This window comes from Myxosarcina sp. GI1 (genome assembly GCF_000756305.1).
Taxonomy (GTDB): domain Bacteria; phylum Cyanobacteriota; class Cyanobacteriia; order Cyanobacteriales; family Xenococcaceae; genus Myxosarcina.
Map to the genome: position 1 here is coordinate 1 of NZ_JRFE01000028.1, position 22694 is coordinate 22694.

General features: G+C 40.9%; 20 protein-coding genes and 1 tRNA gene. 15 read left to right on the forward strand and 6 right to left on the reverse strand.

Features of this window, described 5'->3' with window-relative positions:
* Positions 1-71: 71 nt before the first annotated feature.
* Positions 72-581, reverse strand: a complete 510-nt coding sequence (apcB, locus tag KV40_RS22035; protein ID WP_036486078.1) for an allophycocyanin subunit beta — start codon at positions 579-581, stop codon at positions 72-74.
* Between the two features lie 359 nt (positions 582-940).
* On the opposite strand from apcB, the gene glnA reads away from it, so the two are divergent.
* The 3 genes from glnA (at position 941) to KV40_RS22050 (ending at position 3964) form a co-directional block, all read left to right on the forward strand.
* Positions 941-2362: a type I glutamate--ammonia ligase gene (glnA, locus tag KV40_RS22040; protein WP_036486079.1), complete on the forward strand. Its 1422-nt coding sequence runs from the start codon at positions 941-943 to the stop codon at positions 2360-2362.
* A gap of 309 nt (positions 2363-2671) precedes the next feature.
* Positions 2672-2743: transfer RNA gene (locus KV40_RS22045), tRNA-Gly, on the forward strand.
* 192 nt (positions 2744-2935) lie between these two features.
* The gene (locus KV40_RS22050; RefSeq protein ID WP_036486080.1) at positions 2936-3964 is read left to right on the forward strand and encodes an alpha/beta fold hydrolase; all 1029 of its coding nucleotides are present in this window, start codon (positions 2936-2938) and stop codon (positions 3962-3964) included.
* A gap of 301 nt (positions 3965-4265) precedes the next feature.
* On the opposite strand, the gene larC is transcribed toward KV40_RS22050, so the two are convergent.
* On the reverse strand, positions 4266-5501 hold the full coding sequence (larC, locus tag KV40_RS22055) for a nickel pincer cofactor biosynthesis protein LarC (RefSeq protein WP_036486081.1): 1236 nt from the start codon (positions 5499-5501) through the stop codon (positions 4266-4268).
* Positions 5502-5578: 77 nt separating this feature from the next.
* Between larC and KV40_RS22060 the strand changes: the two genes are divergently transcribed.
* Positions 5579-6229 carry an L-threonylcarbamoyladenylate synthase gene (locus tag KV40_RS22060; protein ID WP_036486082.1) on the forward strand — a complete coding sequence of 217 codons (651 nt, stop codon included), beginning with the start codon at positions 5579-5581 and terminating at the stop codon, positions 6227-6229.
* 79 nt (positions 6230-6308) lie between these two features.
* Here the strand turns inward: KV40_RS22060 and petA are convergent, their stop codons facing one another.
* The gene (petA, locus tag KV40_RS22065; protein WP_036486083.1) at positions 6309-7301 is read right to left on the reverse strand and encodes a cytochrome f; all 993 of its coding nucleotides are present in this window, start codon (positions 7299-7301) and stop codon (positions 6309-6311) included.
* A gap of 74 nt (positions 7302-7375) precedes the next feature.
* Complete coding sequence (gene petC, locus KV40_RS22070; protein ID WP_036486085.1) at positions 7376-7918, reverse strand: cytochrome b6-f complex iron-sulfur subunit; 543 nt, start codon at positions 7916-7918, stop codon at positions 7376-7378.
* A 253-nt stretch (positions 7919-8171) separates the two neighbouring features.
* Between petC and KV40_RS22075 the strand changes: the two genes are divergently transcribed.
* Complete coding sequence (locus tag KV40_RS22075) at positions 8172-8492, forward strand: DUF3067 family protein (protein ID WP_253274349.1); 321 nt, start codon at positions 8172-8174, stop codon at positions 8490-8492.
* A gap of 82 nt (positions 8493-8574) precedes the next feature.
* Positions 8575-9699 carry a 5-(carboxyamino)imidazole ribonucleotide synthase gene (locus KV40_RS22080; RefSeq protein WP_036486087.1) on the forward strand — a complete coding sequence of 375 codons (1125 nt, stop codon included), beginning with the start codon at positions 8575-8577 and terminating at the stop codon, positions 9697-9699.
* 122 nt (positions 9700-9821) lie between these two features.
* Here the strand turns inward: KV40_RS22080 and KV40_RS22085 are convergent, their stop codons facing one another.
* Positions 9822-10028, reverse strand: coding sequence for a hypothetical protein (locus KV40_RS22085; protein ID WP_036486089.1), 207 nt, complete (start codon positions 10026-10028; stop codon positions 9822-9824).
* Positions 10029-10306: 278 nt separating this feature from the next.
* Between KV40_RS22085 and pds the strand changes: the two genes are divergently transcribed.
* From pds to KV40_RS22100, 3 genes are all read left to right on the forward strand, one after another.
* Positions 10307-11728, forward strand: coding sequence for a 15-cis-phytoene desaturase (gene pds / locus KV40_RS22090; protein ID WP_036486091.1), 1422 nt, complete (start codon positions 10307-10309; stop codon positions 11726-11728).
* A gap of 122 nt (positions 11729-11850) precedes the next feature.
* A complete protein-coding gene (gene crtB, locus KV40_RS22095) occupies positions 11851-12771 on the forward strand; it encodes a 15-cis-phytoene synthase CrtB (RefSeq protein ID WP_036486092.1) in 921 nt (306 codons plus the stop codon).
* Positions 12772-12946: 175 nt separating this feature from the next.
* The gene (locus KV40_RS22100) at positions 12947-14182 is read left to right on the forward strand and encodes a hypothetical protein (RefSeq protein WP_036486093.1); all 1236 of its coding nucleotides are present in this window, start codon (positions 12947-12949) and stop codon (positions 14180-14182) included.
* A gap of 9 nt (positions 14183-14191) precedes the next feature.
* On the opposite strand, the gene ribBA is transcribed toward KV40_RS22100, so the two are convergent.
* Entirely contained in the window at positions 14192-15862 is a 1671-nt protein-coding gene (gene ribBA, locus KV40_RS22105) for a bifunctional 3,4-dihydroxy-2-butanone-4-phosphate synthase/GTP cyclohydrolase II (RefSeq protein ID WP_036486094.1), read from the reverse strand.
* A 765-nt stretch (positions 15863-16627) separates the two neighbouring features.
* On the opposite strand from ribBA, the gene KV40_RS32410 reads away from it, so the two are divergent.
* From KV40_RS32410 to KV40_RS22135, 6 genes are all read left to right on the forward strand, one after another.
* The gene (locus KV40_RS32410) at positions 16628-18190 is read left to right on the forward strand and encodes an AEC family transporter (protein ID WP_052055829.1); all 1563 of its coding nucleotides are present in this window, start codon (positions 16628-16630) and stop codon (positions 18188-18190) included.
* Between the two features lie 180 nt (positions 18191-18370).
* Positions 18371-19138: a carbon dioxide-concentrating mechanism protein gene (locus tag KV40_RS37390; RefSeq protein WP_371260814.1), complete on the forward strand. Its 768-nt coding sequence runs from the start codon at positions 18371-18373 to the stop codon at positions 19136-19138.
* A gap of 24 nt (positions 19139-19162) precedes the next feature.
* Positions 19163-20077: an RluA family pseudouridine synthase gene (locus KV40_RS22120; RefSeq protein WP_036486096.1), complete on the forward strand. Its 915-nt coding sequence runs from the start codon at positions 19163-19165 to the stop codon at positions 20075-20077.
* A gap of 245 nt (positions 20078-20322) precedes the next feature.
* Complete coding sequence (locus tag KV40_RS22125; RefSeq protein WP_036486097.1) at positions 20323-21444, forward strand: succinylglutamate desuccinylase/aspartoacylase family protein; 1122 nt, start codon at positions 20323-20325, stop codon at positions 21442-21444.
* A 2-nt stretch (positions 21445-21446) separates the two neighbouring features.
* The gene (era, locus tag KV40_RS22130) at positions 21447-22376 is read left to right on the forward strand and encodes a GTPase Era (protein ID WP_036486098.1); all 930 of its coding nucleotides are present in this window, start codon (positions 21447-21449) and stop codon (positions 22374-22376) included.
* Positions 22377-22379: 3 nt separating this feature from the next.
* Entirely contained in the window at positions 22380-22646 is a 267-nt protein-coding gene (locus tag KV40_RS22135; RefSeq protein ID WP_036486100.1) for a MoaD/ThiS family protein, read from the forward strand.
* The last annotated feature ends 48 nt before the right edge of the window (positions 22647-22694 follow it).

The window sequence follows — 22694 nt, forward strand, 5'->3', positions numbered from 1 at the left end:
AGACTTTGAGGCGTTAGCCTCTGTGGATCGCCGCTCCTTTTAACTTCCGCGTAGCGATACTAGTGCCTAATCTAAACTGAAACTTCGCCGAGTTCGCGAGTCATATAATCAAAAGGTTCATCTAAGAAAGAGGTGTTATCTACTCCTGCTTCCGATGCCATTCCTTTAATCATTTCCTTCATAATTTGGATACCCGAAACGGTAGGACCGATCGGTACGCCCAAAGAATTATAGGTTTCGCGCAAACCCTGCAACACTCGTTCGTCCAAAACGTCCATATTACCTGCAACTAGAGCATAACTTGCGTAGCGTAGGTAATAGTCCATATCCCGCAAACAAGCAGAATAGCGACGAGTTGTATAGGCATTACCGCCAGGACGAAGTAATTCGGGAACTTCTTCAAACAGCTTGGTACCAGAATCTCTGACGATTTCAGCGGCATTACCGCTAATCATGGTAGCAACTGTTACTCTATCTTTTCCCGATTCAAAGTAGTCTTTTAAACTGTCAATAGCATTGCGATCGAGATAACGACCCGCAACGTCATAATTTTTAATTAAGCTGGTGACTGCATCCCGCATCTGATTTGATTTCTCCCAACAGCAATTTTTTTAAAGTTAGCGGACAAATAATAATTAAATATTAGCCCATCATAAATTTGTATCTATCATATAATCCCACAACACGTATCAGAGACTCTAATTTCAATTACAAATATTAAAAGTGCGATGCTGAAATTGCGCTCAAAAAAACTATTTCAAACTATCTCTAACCAGCTAAATATCAGGAGTTTTGTTAATTTGGTTACATTTTTTTAAAATCTACAGATTTACAGTCAGTTAAAAGGTGGTAATTCTGTTACAGACTTAACAAAACTTTGATGCTACTGTTTTTTAGCATAGTTCGAGTTTAAAAAAATTAATTAGTAAGGAGCTAGTTTATGGCTGAGACTGCACAAGAAGTCTTGAAAATGATTGAAGACAACGATATCGAACTAATCGATTTAAAATTTATCGATTTATTTGGTATTTGGCAGCACTGTACTTTTCATCGCAGCCTCATCGATGAAGAGGCATTTACCGAGGGAGTTGCTTTTGACGGTTCTAGTATTCGCGGTTGGAAAGCAATCAACGCTTCGGACATGGCAATGGTTCCCGAACCTGCCACTGCCTGGATCGATCCGTTTATGGAAATCCCGACTCTCAGCATGATTTGTTCGATTAAAGAACCCCGTACGGGAGAATGGTACGATCGCGATCCGCGCTCTATCGCTCAAAAAGCGGTTGAATATATGCGCGGCACTGGTATTGGGGATATGGTTTATTGCGGTCCCGAACCAGAGTTTTTTGTTTTTGATGACGTGCGCTACGATCAATCAGAAAATGAAGGCTACTATCACATCGATTCTGTAGAAGGTATCTGGAATTCTGGCAGCAAAGAAGAAAACGGCAATTTAGGCTATAAACTCGGTCACAAACGCGGTTATTTTCCCGTTGCTCCTTGTGATACTCTTCAAGACATCCGCAGCGAAATGTTACTAACTATGGGAAAATGTGGCGTACCCATTGAAAAACATCACCACGAGGTAGCTTCTGGAGGACAGTGCGAACTAGGAATTAAGTTTGCCGACCTGGTTCATGCAGCAGATTACGTTTTGACCTATAAGTACGTAGTCAAAAACGTGGCTAAAAAATACGGTAAAACTGCTACTTTTATGCCCAAACCGATGTTTAATGACAACGGTACGGGGATGCACACGCACATGTCGATCTGGAAAAATGGCGAACCTCTATTTTTTGGTGATGGCTATGCCGATTTAAGCCAGACAGCATTGCATTTTATTGGTGGCATACTCAAACACGCACCCGCACTTTTGGCATTTACCAATCCTTCGATTAATTCTTACAAGCGTCTGGTTCCTGGTTTTGAAGCACCTGTAAACTTGGCTTTCTCTCAAGGAAACCGTTCTGCTTCAGTACGTATTCCGCTAACTGGCGGCAATCCCAAAGCCAAGCGATTTGAATTCCGCTGTCCCGATGCTTCTTCTAATCCTTATTTAGGCTTCTCAGCAATGTTGCTGGCGGGTATCGATGGGGTGAAAAACCAAATCGACCCAGGCGATCCTTTAGATGTAGACATTTACGAACTATCACCCGAAGAACTGAGTAAAATTCCTTCTACTCCTGGTTCTTTAGAAGGTGCTTTAGAAGCATTAGAAAAAGACCACGCTTTCTTAACTGATTCGGGAGTATTCACTGAAGATTTTATTCAAAACTGGATTCAGTTTAAGCTAGATGCAGAGGTCAATCCTTTGCGCTTGCGTCCCCATCCCTATGAATTCGAGCTTTATTATGATTGCTAAAAGCAGCTTGTAGCGGATAAAAAGGTTAAGCGTAATTCTACGATTGCTTTTATAGCTAAACCATCGGTTAGGGATGTTGAATCGATCGACATCCTTAATTTTTTTAGATAACGGAGGAGTGGAGAATTTATGCGCGTTGGACGAAGCTAGGATTAAACGCTTATGTAAAAGGAGTTTTTAGTAATTTTAGTTTTTTCTCGATCGAAACTCTGTTTTTATGTCATAATAGTCATTGGCAAGAACATAGCACAGCCTGTTAAACCCCTTAAGCTGTGTGTTTCATCAGTTCCAAAAGGAATTTGATAAATTGCGGGTGTAGCTCAGTGGTAGAGCGTCACCTTGCCAAGGTGAATGTCGCGCGTTCGAATCGCGTCACCCGCTTTCGGGGTAGAACCCCTCACATACCTAGCTTCGGTGACAATCTAACCACTGAGCTACATCTCTGATTCATATCTGGTTTTCTTGGTACTGAACCAATTCTGAACCAAATAGCGATCGCACTAAAGTAATCGATCGACAACTTGTTTTTAGTTGAAATAATGGTTATTGTTCTCAATTAATAGTTTCAACAACATGAGTAACAAAGCCAATCAGTTTATTATCAAAGATTTTTCTCTACAGTGCGGGGCGGTATTACCCGAAGCAACCATTGTTTATAAAACCTATGGAGAACTCGATCGCGATTGCACTAACGCCATTCTCTATCCTACCTCCTACGGAGCGCAGCATAGCGATATTGACTGGTTAATTCGTTCTAACAGCATTCTCGATCCCAGCCAGTATTTTATAATCATCCCCAATATGTTTGGTAACGGCTTGTCTAGCTCCCCTAGCAATTGTGAAGACTGTGGTTTGGCAGAGTCGGGGTTTTGGTTTACCCATGTAGATAATGTTCGCGCTCAGGAACAATTACTTAGAGAAGTATTTAAAGTAGAAAGACTGACTTTAGTTTACGGTTGGTCGATGGGAGCGCAGCAGGCATATCATTGGGGTGCGCTGTATCCCAATCGCGTCGAGCGGATCGCGGCTCTTTGCGGTACTGCACGTACTACCGTTCATAATAAAGTTTTTTTAGAAAGTTTGCGAACTTCTCTAACCGCCGATCCTGCTTGGAATGGCACTAGGTTTGACAGTATTCCCGATCGCGGTTATCGTGCTTTTGCCCGAATTTATGCTAGTTGGGCAGCATCTCAGGCATATTATCGAGAAAGAATTTATTATCAGTTTGGTTACGAGTCTCTAGAAGATTATTTACTGCGGGGTTGGGAGGCTAACTACCGCCGCCGCGATCCTCATGATTTGTTATCGATGATAGATACGTGGTTGCAGTGTGATGTCAGTAATAATTCTAATTATCAAGGAGATTATTATCAGGCACTAAACTCAATTACTGCTAAAACTCTAGTCATGCCAGCAACGACAGATTTGTATTTTACTCCCGAAGATTGTCAGGCAGAAGCAGAATTAATTTCTAATGCAGAGTATCGCCCCATTCCTTCTATTTGGGGTCATCGAGCGGGTAATCCCTATCAAAACTCTGAAGATGAAGCGTTTATTAAAAGAGCAGTTAGAGAATTATTGACCGAAAAAAACGGCTATTAAATTATAAAACAATCTTAATGGTTAAAATACAGCGGTTGTCGATTGTCTAAGGTACATCAAAAAGCAGAAGAGCTTCGCTTTGCTAGATAGCCTGGGCAGGCATGGTTTAATAATGAATTTTCAATTGAGTAGTGATTCGGTATATGAATCTCCACAACTAAAAGGCAAACGAGCTTAATCCGTGTTTTGAAAGTAGCTCATTAGATTTCTCAGACAACCTCTCAGATGAATAAAACACCCGTTTCCAGCATTAATAAGATTGAATATTGCCGGATCGCATATTCTATATTCTAAGGAACATTCAGGAACGATATCGATTATTTTGCCAGAGTGCAATCGCCTGTTGATGTATTTCTTGCCAGGAAATAGCGTTTTTCTTGGCTAAAGCAGCACAGTCTTCGTATTCTGGATGAATGTTAACAATCTCTTTTGCGTTACCTTCTCCCCAACTGGCAACTTTGATTTTTACCGCACCATATTTAGTTTCTACCGTCTCTATTTCTCGATTTAAAATACTTCTGGTTTGAGTTGTTTCTCTAATGCCCAAAGTAGTGGTTTCGCGGAAGATAACGGTTTTGCAGGTAGCTACTAACTCTGGATGACAGATAACGGTGAGTAAGATACCAACTCGCGATTTTTTCATAGCGATCGCCTGAGTGAAAACATCTAAAGCACCAGTTTGTAATAATTTTTCTGAGGTATAAGCAATAGCTTGCGGACTGAGATCGTCAATTTGAGTTTCCAATACAGTTATGGTTTCTTTAGGAAGTCGATCTACTGGCATTGCTGAAGTATCATTACTGCTTGTCGTTCCCAACCACAACCGCAAAATATTGGGTATGGCTAAATCTCTCAAACCCGCACCCAAGCCAATTTTTTCGAGCCTCATAGTGGGAGGCGAACCAAAGCTAGTTGCCAGGGTAGTGGCGATCGCTGCTCCCGTTGGCGTAACCAGTTCTTTTTCGATACCATTACTATATACTGGTACTTCTCGTGTCTCCCAGAGTTTGACTACCGCAGGTACGGGAACTGGCAATTTACCATGTGCGGCTTTAACTATACCACCACCAGTAGGCATGGGCGAGCAATAAAGCTTATCTATACCCAACCAATCTAGTCCCAAGCAGGTACCGACAATATCGATAATGGCATCGGTCGCGCCTACTTCATGGAAATGGACTTTTTCTGGTGGAATGCCGTGTACTGCTGCTTCGGCAATTGCTAAGTTACGAAAAACTTGCAAACTCCAATCTTTAGCGCGATCGCTGATGGTAGCTGAAGTAATAATTTGTTCGATTTGCGGTAAATGTCTGCCGTGTTGGTGGTGATGAGGTTCTAGCAGATCGACCCAAACTTTGGTTGCTAACTGACCGTTACGGTTAACTTTTTCTTGTTTCAACTGATATTCTCGTTCGATTCCCAGACTTGCAAGGCGATCGCACAAATATTCCCAGGGTACGCCTAAATCGACTAATGCTCCCAAGCACATATCGCCAGCTATTCCCGTAGGACATTCCAAATAACCAACTTTACTCATAAAATACGAGACAGTATTTTTATCGAATCTCGGATCTATCTTAACGAGCGAGCGATATTTAGTGTTTATTGTTTTTTATGGCTACTCTATACGAATTACATCCTCAAAATCCCCAACAGCGTTCTATCGAACAAATAACCGCCGAGTTAAAACAAGGTGCGGTAATGCTATATCCTACCGATACGGTTTATGCAATTGGTTGCGATTTAAATGACAAATCTGCTGTAGAAAGGGTCAGACAGATCAAACAGCTTTCTAATGATAAACCCCTAACTTTTTTGTGTTCGTCGTTATCTAACATTGCCGAATATGCCAAAGTTAGCGATCGCGCCTATCGAATTATGAAACATTTAATTCCAGGCTCGTACACTTTTCTCTTACCCGCTACCAAACAAGTACCTAAATTAGTCATGAGTCCCAAACGTAAGACTACGGGGATTCGCGTTCCCGATTCTATAATATGTCAGGAATTACTAAAAAGTTTGGGTAATCCAATTATTTCTACTTCGGCTCACTTACCCGATGAAGAAGGTGATTTTCCCACTATGGGAGTAGAAAAAGCTTTGTTGTTTGATGCCTTGGAAAAACAAGTAGATATTATTATCGATAGTAATTTGGAACAAACATTTGAAGTTTCTACAATTATCGATTTTACTAATGAAATCCCCACAGTCGTGCGTCAGGGTTTGGGATTTTCCGAAGTAGAGAAATGGCTGGAAATTGTCTGAAATTATTTCGTTACACGAAAAATAATAAAGGACAGGTGTTTAATCTGTCCTTTTAGTTTTATTAAAAATGGAAAACAAATTAGAAGTTCATTTCCGCAGCTTGAACTGTTTCAATTTGTTTTTTCTTAATTACCAGCAATAGTTGTGCGATCATTACGCCACCAACAAAAACTAACAAGCCAGCAATTCGAGCGGGACTTTGCAAGACTACTTCGGTATCTTTTTGACCGAAACCACCTACATTAGGATTACTAGTTAAAGCGTCACCTGCGGCAATTTTCTGTCCTTCACTGACGATTAATTCTGGTCCTGCGGGAATATTTTCGACTACAGACTCTCCATTATCATAGGTATAAATAGTCAGTTCATAACCGCCACCTTCTTGAGAAGCAATCGAGGTAATCGTACCATCAGTAGAAGCTTTGAACATGTTGTTGTTGCTCAACTCTCCTGTAGGATAAACCTGTCCCCGTCCGCGATTTGCCCCTAAGTGAACCGCATACTTACCAAAGTTGATATTTTTGTCCGTTTTGGGGTTGGGGGAGAGAACTGGAAAAGTAATTTCTTGATATTGTTCTCCTGGTAAGGGACCTACTAAAACTACGTTGTCGTCTCCTTCTTTGTATTCCTGAAAATACATACTGCCGACTTTTTCCTTCATTTCTTCGGGAATGCGGTCGTCGGGAGCAATTTTAAAGCCTTCGGGCAGCATCAGTACCGCACCAACGTTCAAACCGCCTTTGGAGCCATCTCCAAGTACCTGTTGGCTATCTAAGTCGTAAGGAATTTTTACTACAGCTTCAAATACTGTATCGGGCAATACCGACTGAGGTATTTCTACTTCGGCAGCTTTTTCGGCTAGGTGACAGTTAGCACAGACAATTCTTCCCGTTGCTTCTCTTGGTGTTTCGGGTGCGGTTTGTTGCGCCCAAAAAGGATATGCCGCAGCCGTCTGAGAAATAGCTACATCACTGGCAAAGAAAATCGCCACAGTAGCGATCGCTACAAATACTGTTCTAGTTATTACTCGTTTGGCAGTTTGTAACCCTGCCAATAGTCTCTTAATGGTCATTTTGTTGTTTGACAATCTCAAAAATTATAAATTCTATTAATGATGTGTTGGTTACGATAATCGAGTTTTACTAATTACGTCCACCAAGGATCTTTATCGGTACGAAAATCGGTTTCCGTCCACTCGGTAAAGCGAATTTTGTCATCTTCGGTTACAGTAGCGTGAACCAAAGCCAAAGATTGAGGTGCAGGACCTCGAACGACTTTGCCAGCATCGTTATACTGCGAACCATGACAGGGACAAATAAATTTATTTTCGTTGCCGTTCCAGGGAACCACACAACCAAGGTGAGTACAGACAGCATTAATACCATAGTCGCCAATAGTATCGTCTCCTTTAACTACGATGTAGGTAGGATCGCCTTTTAGACCTTGTGACAAGCTGCGATCGCCTGCTTGGTGCTCGGTTAGATATTCGCTGGCGATAATATCATTTCCTAATGCGTCTTTGGCAGTCACCCCTTGACCTTCACCACCGCTAGAAGGGGGAATAAAGTATTTGACGACAGGATACAATGCTCCCAAGGCTACACCTGTAATCGAGCCAAAAGTAAGCAAATTTACAAATTGTCTGCGCCCCATATCGGGGACATCTGAAGAACCAGAAACTTGAGCCATAACGATAAAATGTAAAGTTTTCTAAATTAGAGAGGGACAAGTGCAAAATTAGTTCATTTTTTTAAGTCTTATCGCTGGCTTTTTTTAGCTAGCGACAGAGACATTATCTGAATCTTGTCTTTAAATTAACAATTCGGCGTACGGTTGGAAAATTTTTCTCTCAACCCAATACAAACCAATGTATTAAATTATTACAGAGATTGAGTACCCGTTGGCAATCAAAGCTAAAATTTAACTCCGAGAAGACAAAACCATGATAACAGGCGATCGCTTACGAGAAATAATATTAGAAAAGTGGGGGCGTTCCTACGATGTTCGGCTGAGAAAGGTTAAGGGCAAGATTTTCGTTCAGGTAATGTGGAAATATTTAGAACAGGCTTCTTTTCCCCTGTCAGAACAAGAATACTGCGAACATCTGAATGCGATCGCCGACTATTTAAATGCCTGGGGTAGTGTCGAACAAATTCAGGACTTTATCAAAAAAACTCGCGAACGTCCCCGATTGGGAAAAGCTGTTAGTATTCCTGTAGACTTGGGAGAGCGCACTTCTGAGTGGATTTTAAACGATTTTTGAGTTTTATTAAGAAATATTTCAAAAGCTTTTAACCTTTAGTCTTCTTAGCGTTCTTGTTAAATTTTGATGGGATTGAGCGATCGTGAAAGGCAAACGAATTGGAGTAATTGGCGGCGGACAACTGGCTTGGATGATGGCAMAAGCCGCTAGAAAACTAAATCTGGAACTAATCGTTCAAACTCCACGACAAGCCGATCCTGCTGTAAGTAGAGCCACAGGAGTAGTGTTAGCAGATATTAAAGATGTAGCTGCAACAGCAGAATTAGCAAAACGCTGCGATATTATCACTTTTGAAAATGAATTTATCGATCTTGATGCCCTAAAAACTCTAGAACAGCGGGGAGTTTGTTTTAGTCCCAACCTCGCTACCCTGTCACCTCTATTAGATAAGTACGAACAGCGTAGCTATCTTCGACAAATTGGCATAGATGTACCTCGCTTTGCCGCGATTGAGACAGCAGCAGATATTGATTCTTTTGGCGATTTTCCCCTGGTTCTGAAAGCGCGTCGTCATGGTTATGACGGACAAGGAACTTTCATTGTGCGCGATCGCCCTTCATTAGAAAAAATATTAGAATCTAATTCTGCACCAATAATGCTTGAAGAGTTCGTTCCCTTTACTAAAGAATTAGCGGTAATTGCTGCCCGTAGCGCATCGGGAGAAATTGTCACCTATCCCGTAGTAGAAACCTATCAACAAGAGCAAGTCTGTCACTGGGTAATTGCTCCTGCCGATATTTCGGAAACGGTGGCGGAAAAATGTCAGGCGATCGCCAGCAAGATATTAGAACGGCTGCAGGTAGTGGGATTATTCGGTATCGAATTATTTTTGACACCAGAAGAAAAAGTCCTGGTAAACGAAATTGCCCCCCGTACACACAATTCGGGACACTACACCCTAGATGCCTGTCATACTTCTCAATTTGCCATGCAGCTACAGGCGATCGCTAATTTACCTCTTGGTTCGCCGCAGTTGAAATCTGCTGGTGCGGTAATGATTAATCTACTCGGCTACGAAAATTCACAGTCAGATTATCAACAGCAGCGCGATCGCCTTAATGCTATTCCCAATGCTTACGTACACTGGTATGGCAAAACCTCTTATCCTGGCAGAAAACTAGGTCACGTTACAGTCTTATTAGATAGAGAAACAATTTCCCAAACTAAATCGATAATTGAACAAGTTAAAACGATTTGGTATGAGTGAGGAGATAGAGGGCAGAGGACAGAAAATTTCAAGCTCTAAGAAACAGACAAGACAAGAATAAAAACTTTTTACTCGCTACTCGCTACTCAAGAAACTTCTCCTGCTTCTCTACTAACTACTCGCTAATCTCTCTCTCCCAAAACGCTCCAAGGAGAAAGCTGAGTAGTAGTAGCGTTATGATTTGGGCTAGCGGTATCGAGACTCAAACCATAAATCACTGGAATCGCTCCAATAACAAAAGAGCTACAAACAACTAAAAGTACGGTATAAATTGGATTGTCGTGATGTTCGCTAACTTCAACGCGATGATGAGTTGGATTAGTTCTCATGGTTTTTACCCTCCGAAAAATTACTGAATCAATTTTCAGTCTATAAAAGTTTTTGTAACAATGACTACTGTTTTAAGTAACTGTAACAAAAAGTACTTTTTAGCAATGTTATTGTCAATCGATCGACAAATTAATGCAAAAATCGCATGGAATTAGTTTGTCAATCCGAAATATTTTTAGATCTTTGGCTCGATCCACAAAAATTCGAGCAAATGTAACGAAGTGCAAACTATAATAATTTGAGTAATTAAAAACCTTATTAAAGTTAAAATTTTTAGATGCGTGTTGCGATCGCTGGAGCAGGATTAGCTGGATTGGCTTGTGCCAAATATTTAGTAGATGCAGGACATCAACCAATTGTCTTAGAACGACGAAATGTGCTTGGAGGCTTGGTAGCTGCCTGGCAAGATGAAGATGGAGATTGGTATGAAACAGGACTGCACGTATTTTTTGGGGCATATCCCAATATGCTGCAACTTTTCAAAGAACTGGGAATTGAAGATCGCTTGCAGTGGAAAGAACATACTCTAATCTTCAATCAGCCAGAAAAACCAGGGACTTATTCGCGCTTTGACGTTCCCGACATTCCCGCACCTTTTAACGTCATAGTGTCTATTTTGCGTAATAACGATATGCTGACCTGGGAGCAAAAAATTCGTTTTGCCATTGGCTTGTTGCCAGCAATTGTCAGAGGTCAAAAATACGTTGAAAATATGGACAAATACAGCCTATTAGAATGGCTGAAGAAACAAGGAGTAAGCGATCGCGTCAATAGCGATATTTTTATCGCCGCTTCTAAAGCTCTTACTTTTATTGACCCCGATGATGTTTCGGCAACTATTCCCCTGACTGCACTCAATCGTTTTTTGAAAGAGCGTTATGGTTCTAAGGTGGCTTTCTTAGACGGTTCCCCTACCGAAAGATTGTGTCAGCCAATGGTAGACTATATTACCGAACGCGGCGGCGAAGTGCGGCTAAACGCACCGCTCAAACAGATTATGACCGATGATGAGGGTAAAGTAACGGGTTTTGAACTAAGAAGTGATGGTGAGGCAGAAGAAACTATAAAAGCCGATATTTACGTTTCGGCAATGTCTGTCGATCCCCTCAAAAAGATGCTGCCTCCAGCTTGGCAAAATATAAAATTCTTTCAAAAACTTCACAATATTGAAGGTGTAGAAGTAATCAATCTTCATCTTTGGTTCGACCGCAAGCTTACCGATATCGATCAGCTATTGTTTTCTCGTTCGTCTTTACTCAGCGTCTACGCCGACATGAGCAATACCTGTAAGGGTTATGCCGACCCCAATAAATCGATGCTGGAGTTGGTGTTAGCACCAGCCAAAGACTGGATCGCCAAATCCGATGAAGAAATTATTACGGCAACGATGGAAGAACTTAAAAAGCTGTTTCCCGATGATTTTACAGGCGACAATCGCGCCCAACTTTTAAAATCCAAGGTGGTCAAAACTCCACGTTCGGTGTATCGAGCCATTCCTGGCAGACAGGCATATCGTCCCACACAGAAAACTCCTATTGATAACTTTTATCTCGCAGGTAGCTATACTATGCAAGAATATTTGGGAAGTATGGAAGGTGCGGTGCTGTCTGGTAAACTAGCTGCTAAGGCGATCGCCAATGATTATCCAGTCGCCATAGTTAACGAAAACGAACCGAAAAAAACTGCTGTAGAAATCTAACTTAAGACGATCGGCATAAAACGGTTGATAGAATGAGACAATTCTAAACGAGCGAAGCGACTAAAAATATAATCTTACTCTTTGCCCTCCAAAAAAAAGACAGTGTTTCTGTTTGCTTGTGAATGTTGCAACTACCAAAATCACAACCGAAAAAAAATCTCGTCTCGACCGCCGAGTCTTATGAATACTGCCGTCAGGTTACGGCAGAATATGCCAAAACTTTTTATCTCGGCACTTTGTTGATGCCCAAAGAAAAAAGTAGGGCTATTTGGGCAATTTATGCTTGGTGCCGTATGACCGACGAACTGGTAGACGGTGCCAAAGCACAATATACAACTCAAGAAACTCTGGCAGAATGGGAACGGCAGCTAGAATCAGTTTTTGCAGGACAGCCCATTGATGATACAGATGTTGCCTTAGTAGACACCATCAACCGTTTCCCCCTTGATATTCAGCCGTTTCGAGACATGATTGCAGGACAACAAATGGATTTAAACCGCAATCGCTATCAAACTTTTGAAGAGCTAAAGCTCTATTGCTATCGGGTAGCAGGTACGGTAGGTTTGATGTCAAACGCAGTGTTGGGCATCAAAAATCGCTCTAATTCTGTTCCCTGGGAAAAAGGCACGACATACATTCCTACAGATGAAGCGGTAAGTTTGGGCATTGCCATGCAGCTAACCAATATCTTACGGGATGTGGGTGAAGATGCCAGGCGCGATCGCATTTACTTGCCTCTAGAAGATTTAGCTGCTTTTAACTACACCGAAGAGGAACTTTTAGCAGGAGTTATCGACGATCGCTGGCGAGCAATTATGCGCTATCAGATCGAACGAGCGAGAAACTACTATCAGCAGGCAGAGATAGGAATTCGCTATCTGGATTCTCGTTTGGCGGTGTGGTCGGCTCTAATGCTCTATCAAGGAATTTTAGACGCGATCGAAGCTAATAACTATGATGTGTTTAGCCGTAGGGCTTTCGTACCCAACTATAAAAAGTCATTGGCTTTACCTGTCGCCTGGTTGAGAGCGCAAGTCTTATAACAATTTTTCAATGAACAATGAACAGCGAGCAATAAACAGTGAGCAGCGAACATTGTTAAATGTTGAATGCTAAATAATAATTGCTCATTATTAAAGTAGTAACAATGTAGCTGGCAATCTGTTACAATACTTTTGAAATATGAAGTAATTCGTAACTTGCTGACTCGCTACAAACATGAGAATTGAAAATATTAGAACTGCGATCGATAGCGGTCATAAAAGAGCTATAGCTACGTTGGTTTGGGAAAAGCGCGATCGCCCCAGTCAGGAAATTTTTTTTGAAACTACAGAGGATTTTGCCGAAGATTTAACCGCTAATCCCCAGGCTTTTCTAATTGCGGGGATAATTCCTGCCATGCGCTACGGAGAAAGCCGAATTGCTATCGATGCAGAAATTTCTCCTGAATTATATAAGGGTTTGACCGCAGTAATGGAAATCTTTAGCTACTGGTATGGAGAAAAACGTAAGCCCATACCTATTGAGGCTATAGTTCGCAAGCGATCGCTAACAGAGCCGAAAAGCAAGCGAGCGGGTTTATTTTTTTCGGGTGGCGTAGATTCTCTATCGGCTTTGAGAACCAACCGTCTGGCTTTTGCCGAGGAACATCCGCGAGCGGTAAAAGACGGGATTTTGATTTACGGACTGTTGAGCGGCGAAACCGAACCAGAACAGTCTTACACAAAAGTAATTGAGGCAACTACTAAAATCGCCGTAGATGCAGGGCTAAATTTGATTCCCGTTACCACTAATATTTATTCTCACTTACAAGATTTAGACCGAGATTTTAATTTTTGGAAATTTGAGTATCAAGGTGCGGCACTAGCGGCTGTAGCTCATGCCTTGGCATCGCGATTTAGTACGGTATCGATCGCCTCGACCTACAATTTAGAACATCTAGCACCCTGGGGTTCTCATCCTTTAATCGATCCTAACTATAGCAGTAGCGAGTTACAGATTACTCATGAAGATCTTACTCTGTCTAGATGGGCTAAGACTAAGCTAATTGCCGACTGGGATATGGGTTTGCAAAACCTGAGAGTCTGTAGCGAAAACCAAAGCTATCGCCAGGGACAATTAAACTGCGGTAAATGCGAAAAATGTGTCAGAACTATGACTACGCTCATAGCCTTAGATAAACTCGATCGCGCTACGGCATTTTCTGCTTCTGACTTATCTGAAGACTTGTTAGTTAAAGCAGCCTATATTAGCGATCTATATACACTGTCTTGCTACCAAGATTTAATCGAACCTCTAAAAGCTAGAGGTCGCCATGACTTAGTTAGAGGAATCAAAAGAGCTACAACCAGCTATTTTGAAACCGATTTGAAAGGACTGCTCAAACGCAGCGATCGCTATTTGTTTGGCGGTAATTTGCTCAAATTGAGTAATAAATTTAAAAAGTCAGTTTGAATTTGTACTTTAGCGACTAAAACTATAAATAGTCTGACTGGCTAAATCTCCACAGAGTTCGGATGGCTTAGTGGTCAAGGGATAGGTTTGTCGATCGAGGTTTACTTGCAACCCCGTCATCGGATCGTCACCAGGAGCGAGCAAAAACTCCAAACTTTCTACTTCGTGCCAACTTACTAAAGTATCTAGTAAATTGGCTATCCCCGACATATAAGGATGATGGCAATCTCGATACCAATCTGAGGTGGCTAAGTTTGGCTGGTCGAAACCTAGATGAAAAATCAACGACGAACGGTTGAATAGAGCAACGGCAATAGGTCTAGCTTCTTCTTGCAGTAGAAAATCGTGAGTTTGAGCTAGATAGCGTATTTTATCCAGTTTTTGATAGCGAGCGGCAACAGAATTTAATTCTTGTTTCCAAGATATAGCGATGGTAATCAAATAAGTTTGCAGCAGCAAGTGACCGAGCTTTTTGGCTTTGGTTGCCAAATATTCAGAATTATAGTCATTGGCTTCAATTAATAGCGGCAGGCGATCGACAATTTCCAAACCATAACCTTTTAAACCCGCAATTTTACGAGGATTGTTAGTAATCAAACGAATTTGCTTAATGCCCAAATCGTTGAGTATTTGCGCTCCCATACCGTAATCGCGTAAATCTGGAGCAAATCCCAAGCGTTCGTTTGCTTCTACCGTATCCAAACCAATATCTTGTAAGGTATAGGCTTTAAGCTTGTTAACCAAGCCAATTCCCCTACCTTCCTGGCGTAAATAAACTACTACTCCCAAACCATGTGCCTCGATCATTTTTAAAGCCGACTGAAGCTGCATTCGACAGTCACAGCGCATCGATCCGAGAGCATCCCCCGTGAGACATTCGGAGTGCATTCTAACTACAGCTGGTTTGGCGGCAAGTTCTGCCAGTTCTCCTTTGACAATTGCCAAATGCTCGCTGTTATCGAGGGTATTGCGATAGGCATAAATTTGAAAATCGCCAAACTGACTGGGAAATTTACAAACTGTTTCTCGGTAGACAAAGCGATCGTTTTGCAGGCGATAACTAATCAAATCGGCAATGCTAATTAGCTTTAGTTGATGTTGACGAGCATATTCGACTAGCTGAGATAACCGCGCCATCGAACCATCAGGATTTTGAATTTCGCAAATTACGCCCGCAGGATACAAACCTGCCAGTCTCGCCAGGTCTACGGCTGCTTCTGTATGTCCCGCCCGTTTTAAAACCCCGCCCGTTCTAGCTCTCAAAGGAAAAATATGTCCCGGACGTACCAAATCTTCGGGACGGCTGACAGGATTGATTGCTACCTGAATCGTCCGAGCGCGGTCTTCAGCAGATATTCCCGTAGTTACCCCAAGTTTTGGTGCAGCGTCGATGCTAACTGTAAAAGCTGTTTGATTGCTGTCGGTATTTTTGGTCACCATCAATGGCAGATCCAGGCTATCCAAACGTTCGCCAGTCATTGCCAGACAGATTAGTCCTCTGGCTTCTACTGCCATAAAATTGATAGTCTGCGGCGTAGCAAACTGAGCGGCGCAGATAATGTCGCCTTCATTTTCTCGATTTTCATCGTCTACTACTACTATCGAACGTCCTGCTTTAATATCGGCCAGGGCAGAATCTATAGAATCAAAATTAATCGGGGTGTTTTGCGGCGTTTTCACTAACAAAATTTATTTTACAGCAGCGCGAACTTACTATCTACTTTTTTCCTTAATTGTAGCTTTTTTTTTGCAAGCGACATGAGTACGGCTTTTACAGGCAGGGCATCCGCCTCGCGATTGCAACTTTCAATCTACCAAGCTACAACTCTAAGGCTATTAAAGATATAACTTATTCAAAATAGCTGTTTGGAAGGCAGTGTAGCTCAGGCAACCAAAAGTTGCCGCACGTATATAGCAATTCTCGGTTGAATAAGGTACACTTCGGTCTTACCAGACACTAGGCACTAGGGTTTGAGTGATTTATCTTGAGCGTAGAGCGCGTACCTCACCACTATAAGAAACGCTATATTTTGCTTGAAAATTTTGAAAACTGCTATCAATTTTTGTCAAGTAAAATACATAAAAAATTGCGATTCACCTTATACATTACACTTCTTAAGTTTTAATGTTTTAAAATGCAATTGCAATAGAAACTATGAGGTTTAATAAAATTGGCAAACTTTTCAATCAGCTAACCTGGAATTTAAAAATTTAAATAAATTGCAGTACGTTCTGCCCAAAATTTAGTAGAAATCTGGTGCGTTTTTTGGTTTAATAATACTAAAATAAGCTGTTAAGAAAAGTATAAAGTAGCTTGACTAAAAATAAATGTTGAGGTTTAAACAGTTTGGATTTAAGCAATTGGTATTTTAGCGATCGCAAGTTAGCGATCGAGCGAGTTTTTTTCTCTGCAAACTGCCAAGTCAAATAATTTAACGATCTTAAATGTTCATAGTTGCTGAAAGTATTTTCTGGACAAGCCTGGGAATTTTTTTATCGCGGGGAAGATTTATTACCGCTAAAACCCCAAAATTACTCGGACAACTCTTGTATTGGATTGGAATTCCCTGGCAAATTTTAGCTTTAGTTCGTCGCTCCAATTTTCAAGAAACAGCTTTACTTCCACCCACAGTAGCTATTGTGATGTTTCTGGTAGGAATGTGCCTGGCTTTATTTTGCTGGAAAGCTTTTAATTTTTTTGGCAATAGCCAATCGCGGCAGAAATCATCACATCACTTGACTAATATCAAAAAAACACGGTGGTCGAACCCAGTTGAGCAGCTAACGAAGTTTGTGCCGACACGGGTAAAAGTTCTGTACGGAAACTCAAGCAAATTATTCTCTAGAAAAGCTTACAATACGGGCGATCGCGCTCGGCGACGGGGCTTACAAGCACCTGAAGTAAATTCAGGTGACAGCCCCTCCGCTGGCTTCGCCAATCGCCAAAATAGAGTACGCACGCCCCTTTATAAAAGCCAAAAAACTTCAGCCACAGATTCCTTACCTGCTTTAAACATTTATGGATTTCGTTGCGAGACTAATTTTCATCCAGGCAACGGAACAGTTCCAAAGACGGAAATTTATGTAGAACCAGAGACTGGTTGCGACTACGAAAGATCGAATTCATCAATAAAATTTGGCGTGCCTTGGGGTTATCGCTCTCTAAGTTCTAATACCTATAGGTCGGGAAACTCTCAGAGAACAGTTCCCTACGGTGAAGCTGTTCCGACAATGAAAGCTTCATCTAAGCTTCACAATCCTTTACCTGTGGCAGTTATCGATCGGCGATCGCTTTCTTCTACCTATTCTCCCGATCCTGTTGAGAATTCTACAGAGCGACCTGCAATCGCTAATAATAGTAGAACTAGTAAAGGTAGCTTTGTTTTAGCTTCTATGCTTGGCAACACTGGTTTTATTGGTTTGGCTGTCGCTCCAGCTTTGGTCAGTCAAGCCTACTGGAGTTGGATTGTTATTTATGGTGTAGCTCACAATGTCTTAGGTAGTTATGGTCTGGGAGTACTTTTGGCTAATTATTACAGTCATTCCAACCGACAACCTAATTGGCGGCAACAGCTAGGACACATTTTTTTGATTCCCTCTTTGTGGGCTTTTATTGTAGGTTGGTTGAGTAAAGATTTATGGCTGCCCAATCCGATTGAATCGGGAATCCAAACCTCAAGTTTATTCGTCGTTCCTGGTGCTTTTTTGCTGATTGGAATGCAGTTAAGCACGATTCAGCAAATTGCCAGTTGGCACGAAGTTTTGTCGTCTACAGCTATTAAAATCTTTATTTTGCCTTTGCTAGCAGGCTTGAGTCTGACTTTAATGGGTGTAAGCGGAGATGGTCGTTTGGCTTTGGTGTTAATGTCTGGTATGCCTACTGCATTTGTTAACGTGATTTTAGCCGAACAGTACGATCTCAATCGACAAATAGCTGCCAGCAGTATTTTGCTCAGTACGGTTGCTTTTCCACTCATCTTGCCCTTATGGTGGCTTTTGTTTAAATAAAGGCAGAAATTTAGTCTATGAACCAAATTATTTATGGTTTTCATAGACAAATTCTATGTTTGGTATAAGCATGAATCTATTGTTCTAGCTTAAACTAGGTATGAGGGGCATTTTTATATTAGGAAGTATTGAATGACTAATCTAGATTATCGGAGGCAAAACCCAACTACAAATCAGTCCATACCAGAACCTTCGTTAAAAGAACATCCGTTTCAAGACAGTGCCTTGGGATTAGTATCTACTAGAAGTTTTCCAGCCATTGTCGGTACTGCCGATATGATGCTCAAATCGGCTGAAGTAACCATGGTTGGTTATGAAAAGATTGGTAGTGGATACTGTACTGCTGTGGTTAGAGGTAATATTGCCGATGTGCGATTAGCTGTAGAAGAAGGTGCTAGAACAGCGGAACAATTTGGCAGCTTGGTATCTAAACTGGTTTTAGCCCGACCAATGCCCAATCTAGAAGCCGTATTTCCTATTGGCAGTCATTTATTAGAACTTACTCAAAGCAGAAGGGGTTATAGTCGCCTTAGTAACCGTGCGATCGGATTGGTAGAAACTAGAGGTTTTCCTGCTATGGTAGGAGCGGCAGACGCGATGTTGAAATCAGCAGATGTACAGTTAGCTTCTTATGAAAAAATTGGCGATGGTTTGTGTACGGCAATTATTCGCGGTTCGATCTCTAATGTAGCGATCGCAGTTGATGCGGGAATGCACGAAGCAGAACGGATTGGCGAACTCCACTCGATCATGATTATTCCCAGACTGCTAGAAGATTTAGAACACACTCTCCCTGTTGCCAGCTACTGGTTAGATGAAGTAGAACCCCTACCAGTATTGTTACCTAATAAAGTTAAAGAAAAAGAAAAACAGCCATTGGAATTACCCCAAGCAGATACCAAATCAGTTCCCCTCAAAAGAAGACAGATGGAAATCGAAGAACTATAGCGAATTGCGATTCGCCCTACTGGTATGAATCAAGGCTGGATTTATCGCGAACGGGTTAATAAATTCGACGCGGGACAAACGATTTTATCGTATTACAACAGCAAATACCGTCACTCTAGTAAAGAAGAATGGCGAGAAAGAATTATTAAAAGACAGATTTTACTCGATGAAAGTCCTGCAACTCCCGAAACCAAATTGACCGCAGGACAAAAGTTGGCCTATCATCGTCCACCTTGGAACGAACCGCCAGTTCCTCTAGATTTTACAGTACTGTATGAAGATAGCGATTTACTAGCGATCGCCAAACCCAAAGGACTTCCCGTACTACCAGGAGGTGGTTTTTTAGAACATACTCTATGGTGGCAACTCCAACAAAAATATTCACAACCTATACCAGTACCAGTGCATCGTTTGGGAAGGGGAACTTCAGGAATAATGCTGCTAGCGCGATCGCACCTGGCAAAATCTAGCTTGAGTCACCAACTGCGAACTAATTCGATTGATAAAGTATATTTAGCTTTAGTGTCTGGTACTGACATTCCCCAACATCTAATTATTAGCGATCACATCGGCAAAATTCCCCATTCTAGTTTAGGCTACATTTACGGTGCAACTTCTCAAGGCAAATCTGCCCGTAGCGAATGCCGAGTTTTGTCTCGTCAGAGCGATCGCACTATAGTAGAAGTAACTATTTTTACTGGTCGTCCCCATCAAATCAGAATTCATTTAGCAGCAGCAGGTTTTCCTTTACTAGGCGATCCTTTGTATTTACCTGGAGGAAAACCGCGCCTTATTTCATCAATCTCTGAGGATAAAAAACTTCCCGTTCCTAGTGACTGCGGTTATTACCTTCACGCTTATCGCTTGGGCTTTACTCATCCGCGATCGGGTGACAAAATAACTTTGGAATGTAAGCCACCATTAGAATTATCGGTATAAAAACGAAAATATTTTTGTAGAAATAAGAAATACCGCAGCATCTAAAAACTATGACAACTTCATATACAATTGAGAATATTTATCATTTGTATAGGATGTCGCATTTAAAACTTCTGATAAAAAAATTGAGATTAATAGAATCTTAGTGTCAGATAATACTTATAAAACTTCTGCCCATTCCCTTGAATGAAGTAGGATTACTAAAAAATTGCTATAGCTCGTTCTTTGAACAAACATACAGTCTAATGATTCCCAACATCTCTACTATCGAACTTTGCAAACTAGCTTCTGGCGATAATATTGCGTTACAGGTATATAAATTTATTGGTAGGCAGCCTGGTAAAAAAACTTATATTCAAGCTAATCTACACGGTGCAGAGATTGTCGGTAATGCAGTTATCTATCAGCTAATTGAATTTTTATCTAATTTAGACGAGTCGCAAATTAACGGCGAAATTTGGCTAGTTCCCGTCTGTAATCCTTTGGGTGTAAATCAGCGATCGCATTTTTTTTCTACAGGAAGATTTAATAGTTACGATGGCAAAAATTGGAATCGTATTTTTTGGGATTATGAAAAAGAATGCGAAGATTTAGAAAAGTTTGCTAAATCTCAAATCGATAACAAACCAGAAGCAATTAGACAAAACTATCTCGATAAAATTTTAGCCGCCTGGCAAGAAGAAATATTCGCCCTACAAGAACCTAGTAGTTTAGAAATTAGCAAACAATATCGCATTAAACTACAATCTTTGTGTTTGGATGCTAATTATGTAATTGATATTCATAGTTCTAGCAACCAAGCGATCGACTATACTTTTTGTTTTCAAGATCGAGAAAATTCCGCTCCATATTTATTATTAGAATATGCAATTTTGTTCGATGAATATGATGGAGATGCTTTTGATGAGGCTTTTTTAAAACCCTGGTTGGCATTGGAACGAGAGCTAAAAAAATTAGGTAAAGATATTCGTTTTGATGTTGAATCTTGGACTTTAGAATTAGGTTCTGGTATGTTAATGAACCCCGATTCTATCGACAAAGGATTTAAGGGGATTATTAATTATCTAACTTATAAAAATATCTTGCAGTTAGATGAACCAGCGATCGCAGGAAAAGTAAATTTAGTAGAAAGAGATAAAATTATTAGTTACTATGCTCCTACTGGAGGTATGATTCAAGCGAGATTACCTTTAGGAACTAAAGCGATCGCTGGCGATCGCTTGTATCAGCTTTTAAGCTTCAATAAACAGCAGCAGCCACCAGAAGTAATTGATATTTGTGCCGAAACTTCAGGAATAGTTTTCGATATTTCTACTAATAATTGCGTCAATCAAGGAGAATACGTTTTAGATATTTTAGAACTTTAATCATGAACGAACTTTTAACAACTATTCCTATCGCGCCAGAAGGTTTCAAATCTGGTTTTGTCGCCATTATTGGTAGACCGAATGTGGGTAAGTCTACTTTAATGAATCATTTGATCGGACAAAAAGTTGCTATTACTTCTCCCGTCGCTCAAACTACTCGCAATCGTTTACAGGGAATTTTAACCACAGAAAAAGCGCAAATAATTTTTGTCGATACGCCAGGAATACACAAACCCCACCACGAATTAGGTAAGGTATTAGTTAAAAATGCCAAAATAGCGATCGAATCTGTAGATTTAATTTTATTTGTCGTTGATGGTTCGGTAAAGGCAGGAACGGGCGATCGCTTTATAGCCGACTTGTTAAAAAATAGTTCTGTTCCCGTAATTTTGGGCTTAAATAAAATAGATTTGCGATCGGATACTGATAGTTTTATCGATGATAGCTATAAAGAATTAATAGGCGATTGCAACTGGTCATTAGTCAAGTTTTCGGCAATAACAGGGGAAGGAACGCCCAGCTTACAAAACTCGTTAGTTGAATATTTAGAATCAGGTCCATATTACTATCCTCCCGATTTAGTTACGGATAAACCAGAACGCTTTATTATGGCGGAACTAATTCGAGAACAAATACTACTACAAACCAAACAGGAAGTTCCCCATTCAGTAGCAATTGCGATCGAAAAGGTCGAAGAAACCCCAAAAATCACTAAAGTTTATGCCGCAATCAATGTCGAACGCAATTCCCAAAAAGGAATTCTCATCGGTAAAAAAGGCAGTATGCTCAAGGCGATCGGTTCTGCTGCACGCCAGCAAATACAGAAGCTAATTTCGGGCAACGTATACTTAGAGTTATTTGTTAAAGTAGAACCAAAATGGCGACAGTCGCGCTTGCGTTTGGCGGAATTTGGCTATCAGGTAGAAGAATAATTTATGGATAGATCGAACTCATCAATAGCAATTACAGTCAAGCTATTTGCCGTTTATCAAGAAGTTTTTGGCAAACCAGAACTAAATCTAAACTTTCCCCAACCAACTACAGTAGATTCGGTATTAGATTACTTAATCGAACAAAAACCAGAATTAGCCAAGTGGCGCGATATTACTCGTTTTGGAGTCAACTTAAAATTTGTTGAAGCCGATACTTTGCTTGAAGACAGCGATGAGGTGGTATTGATTCCTCCTGTGAGTGGTGGTTAGATAAAAAGGCTTGCATTGTTTACTTATTATTTTTTTCGATTATCTTGA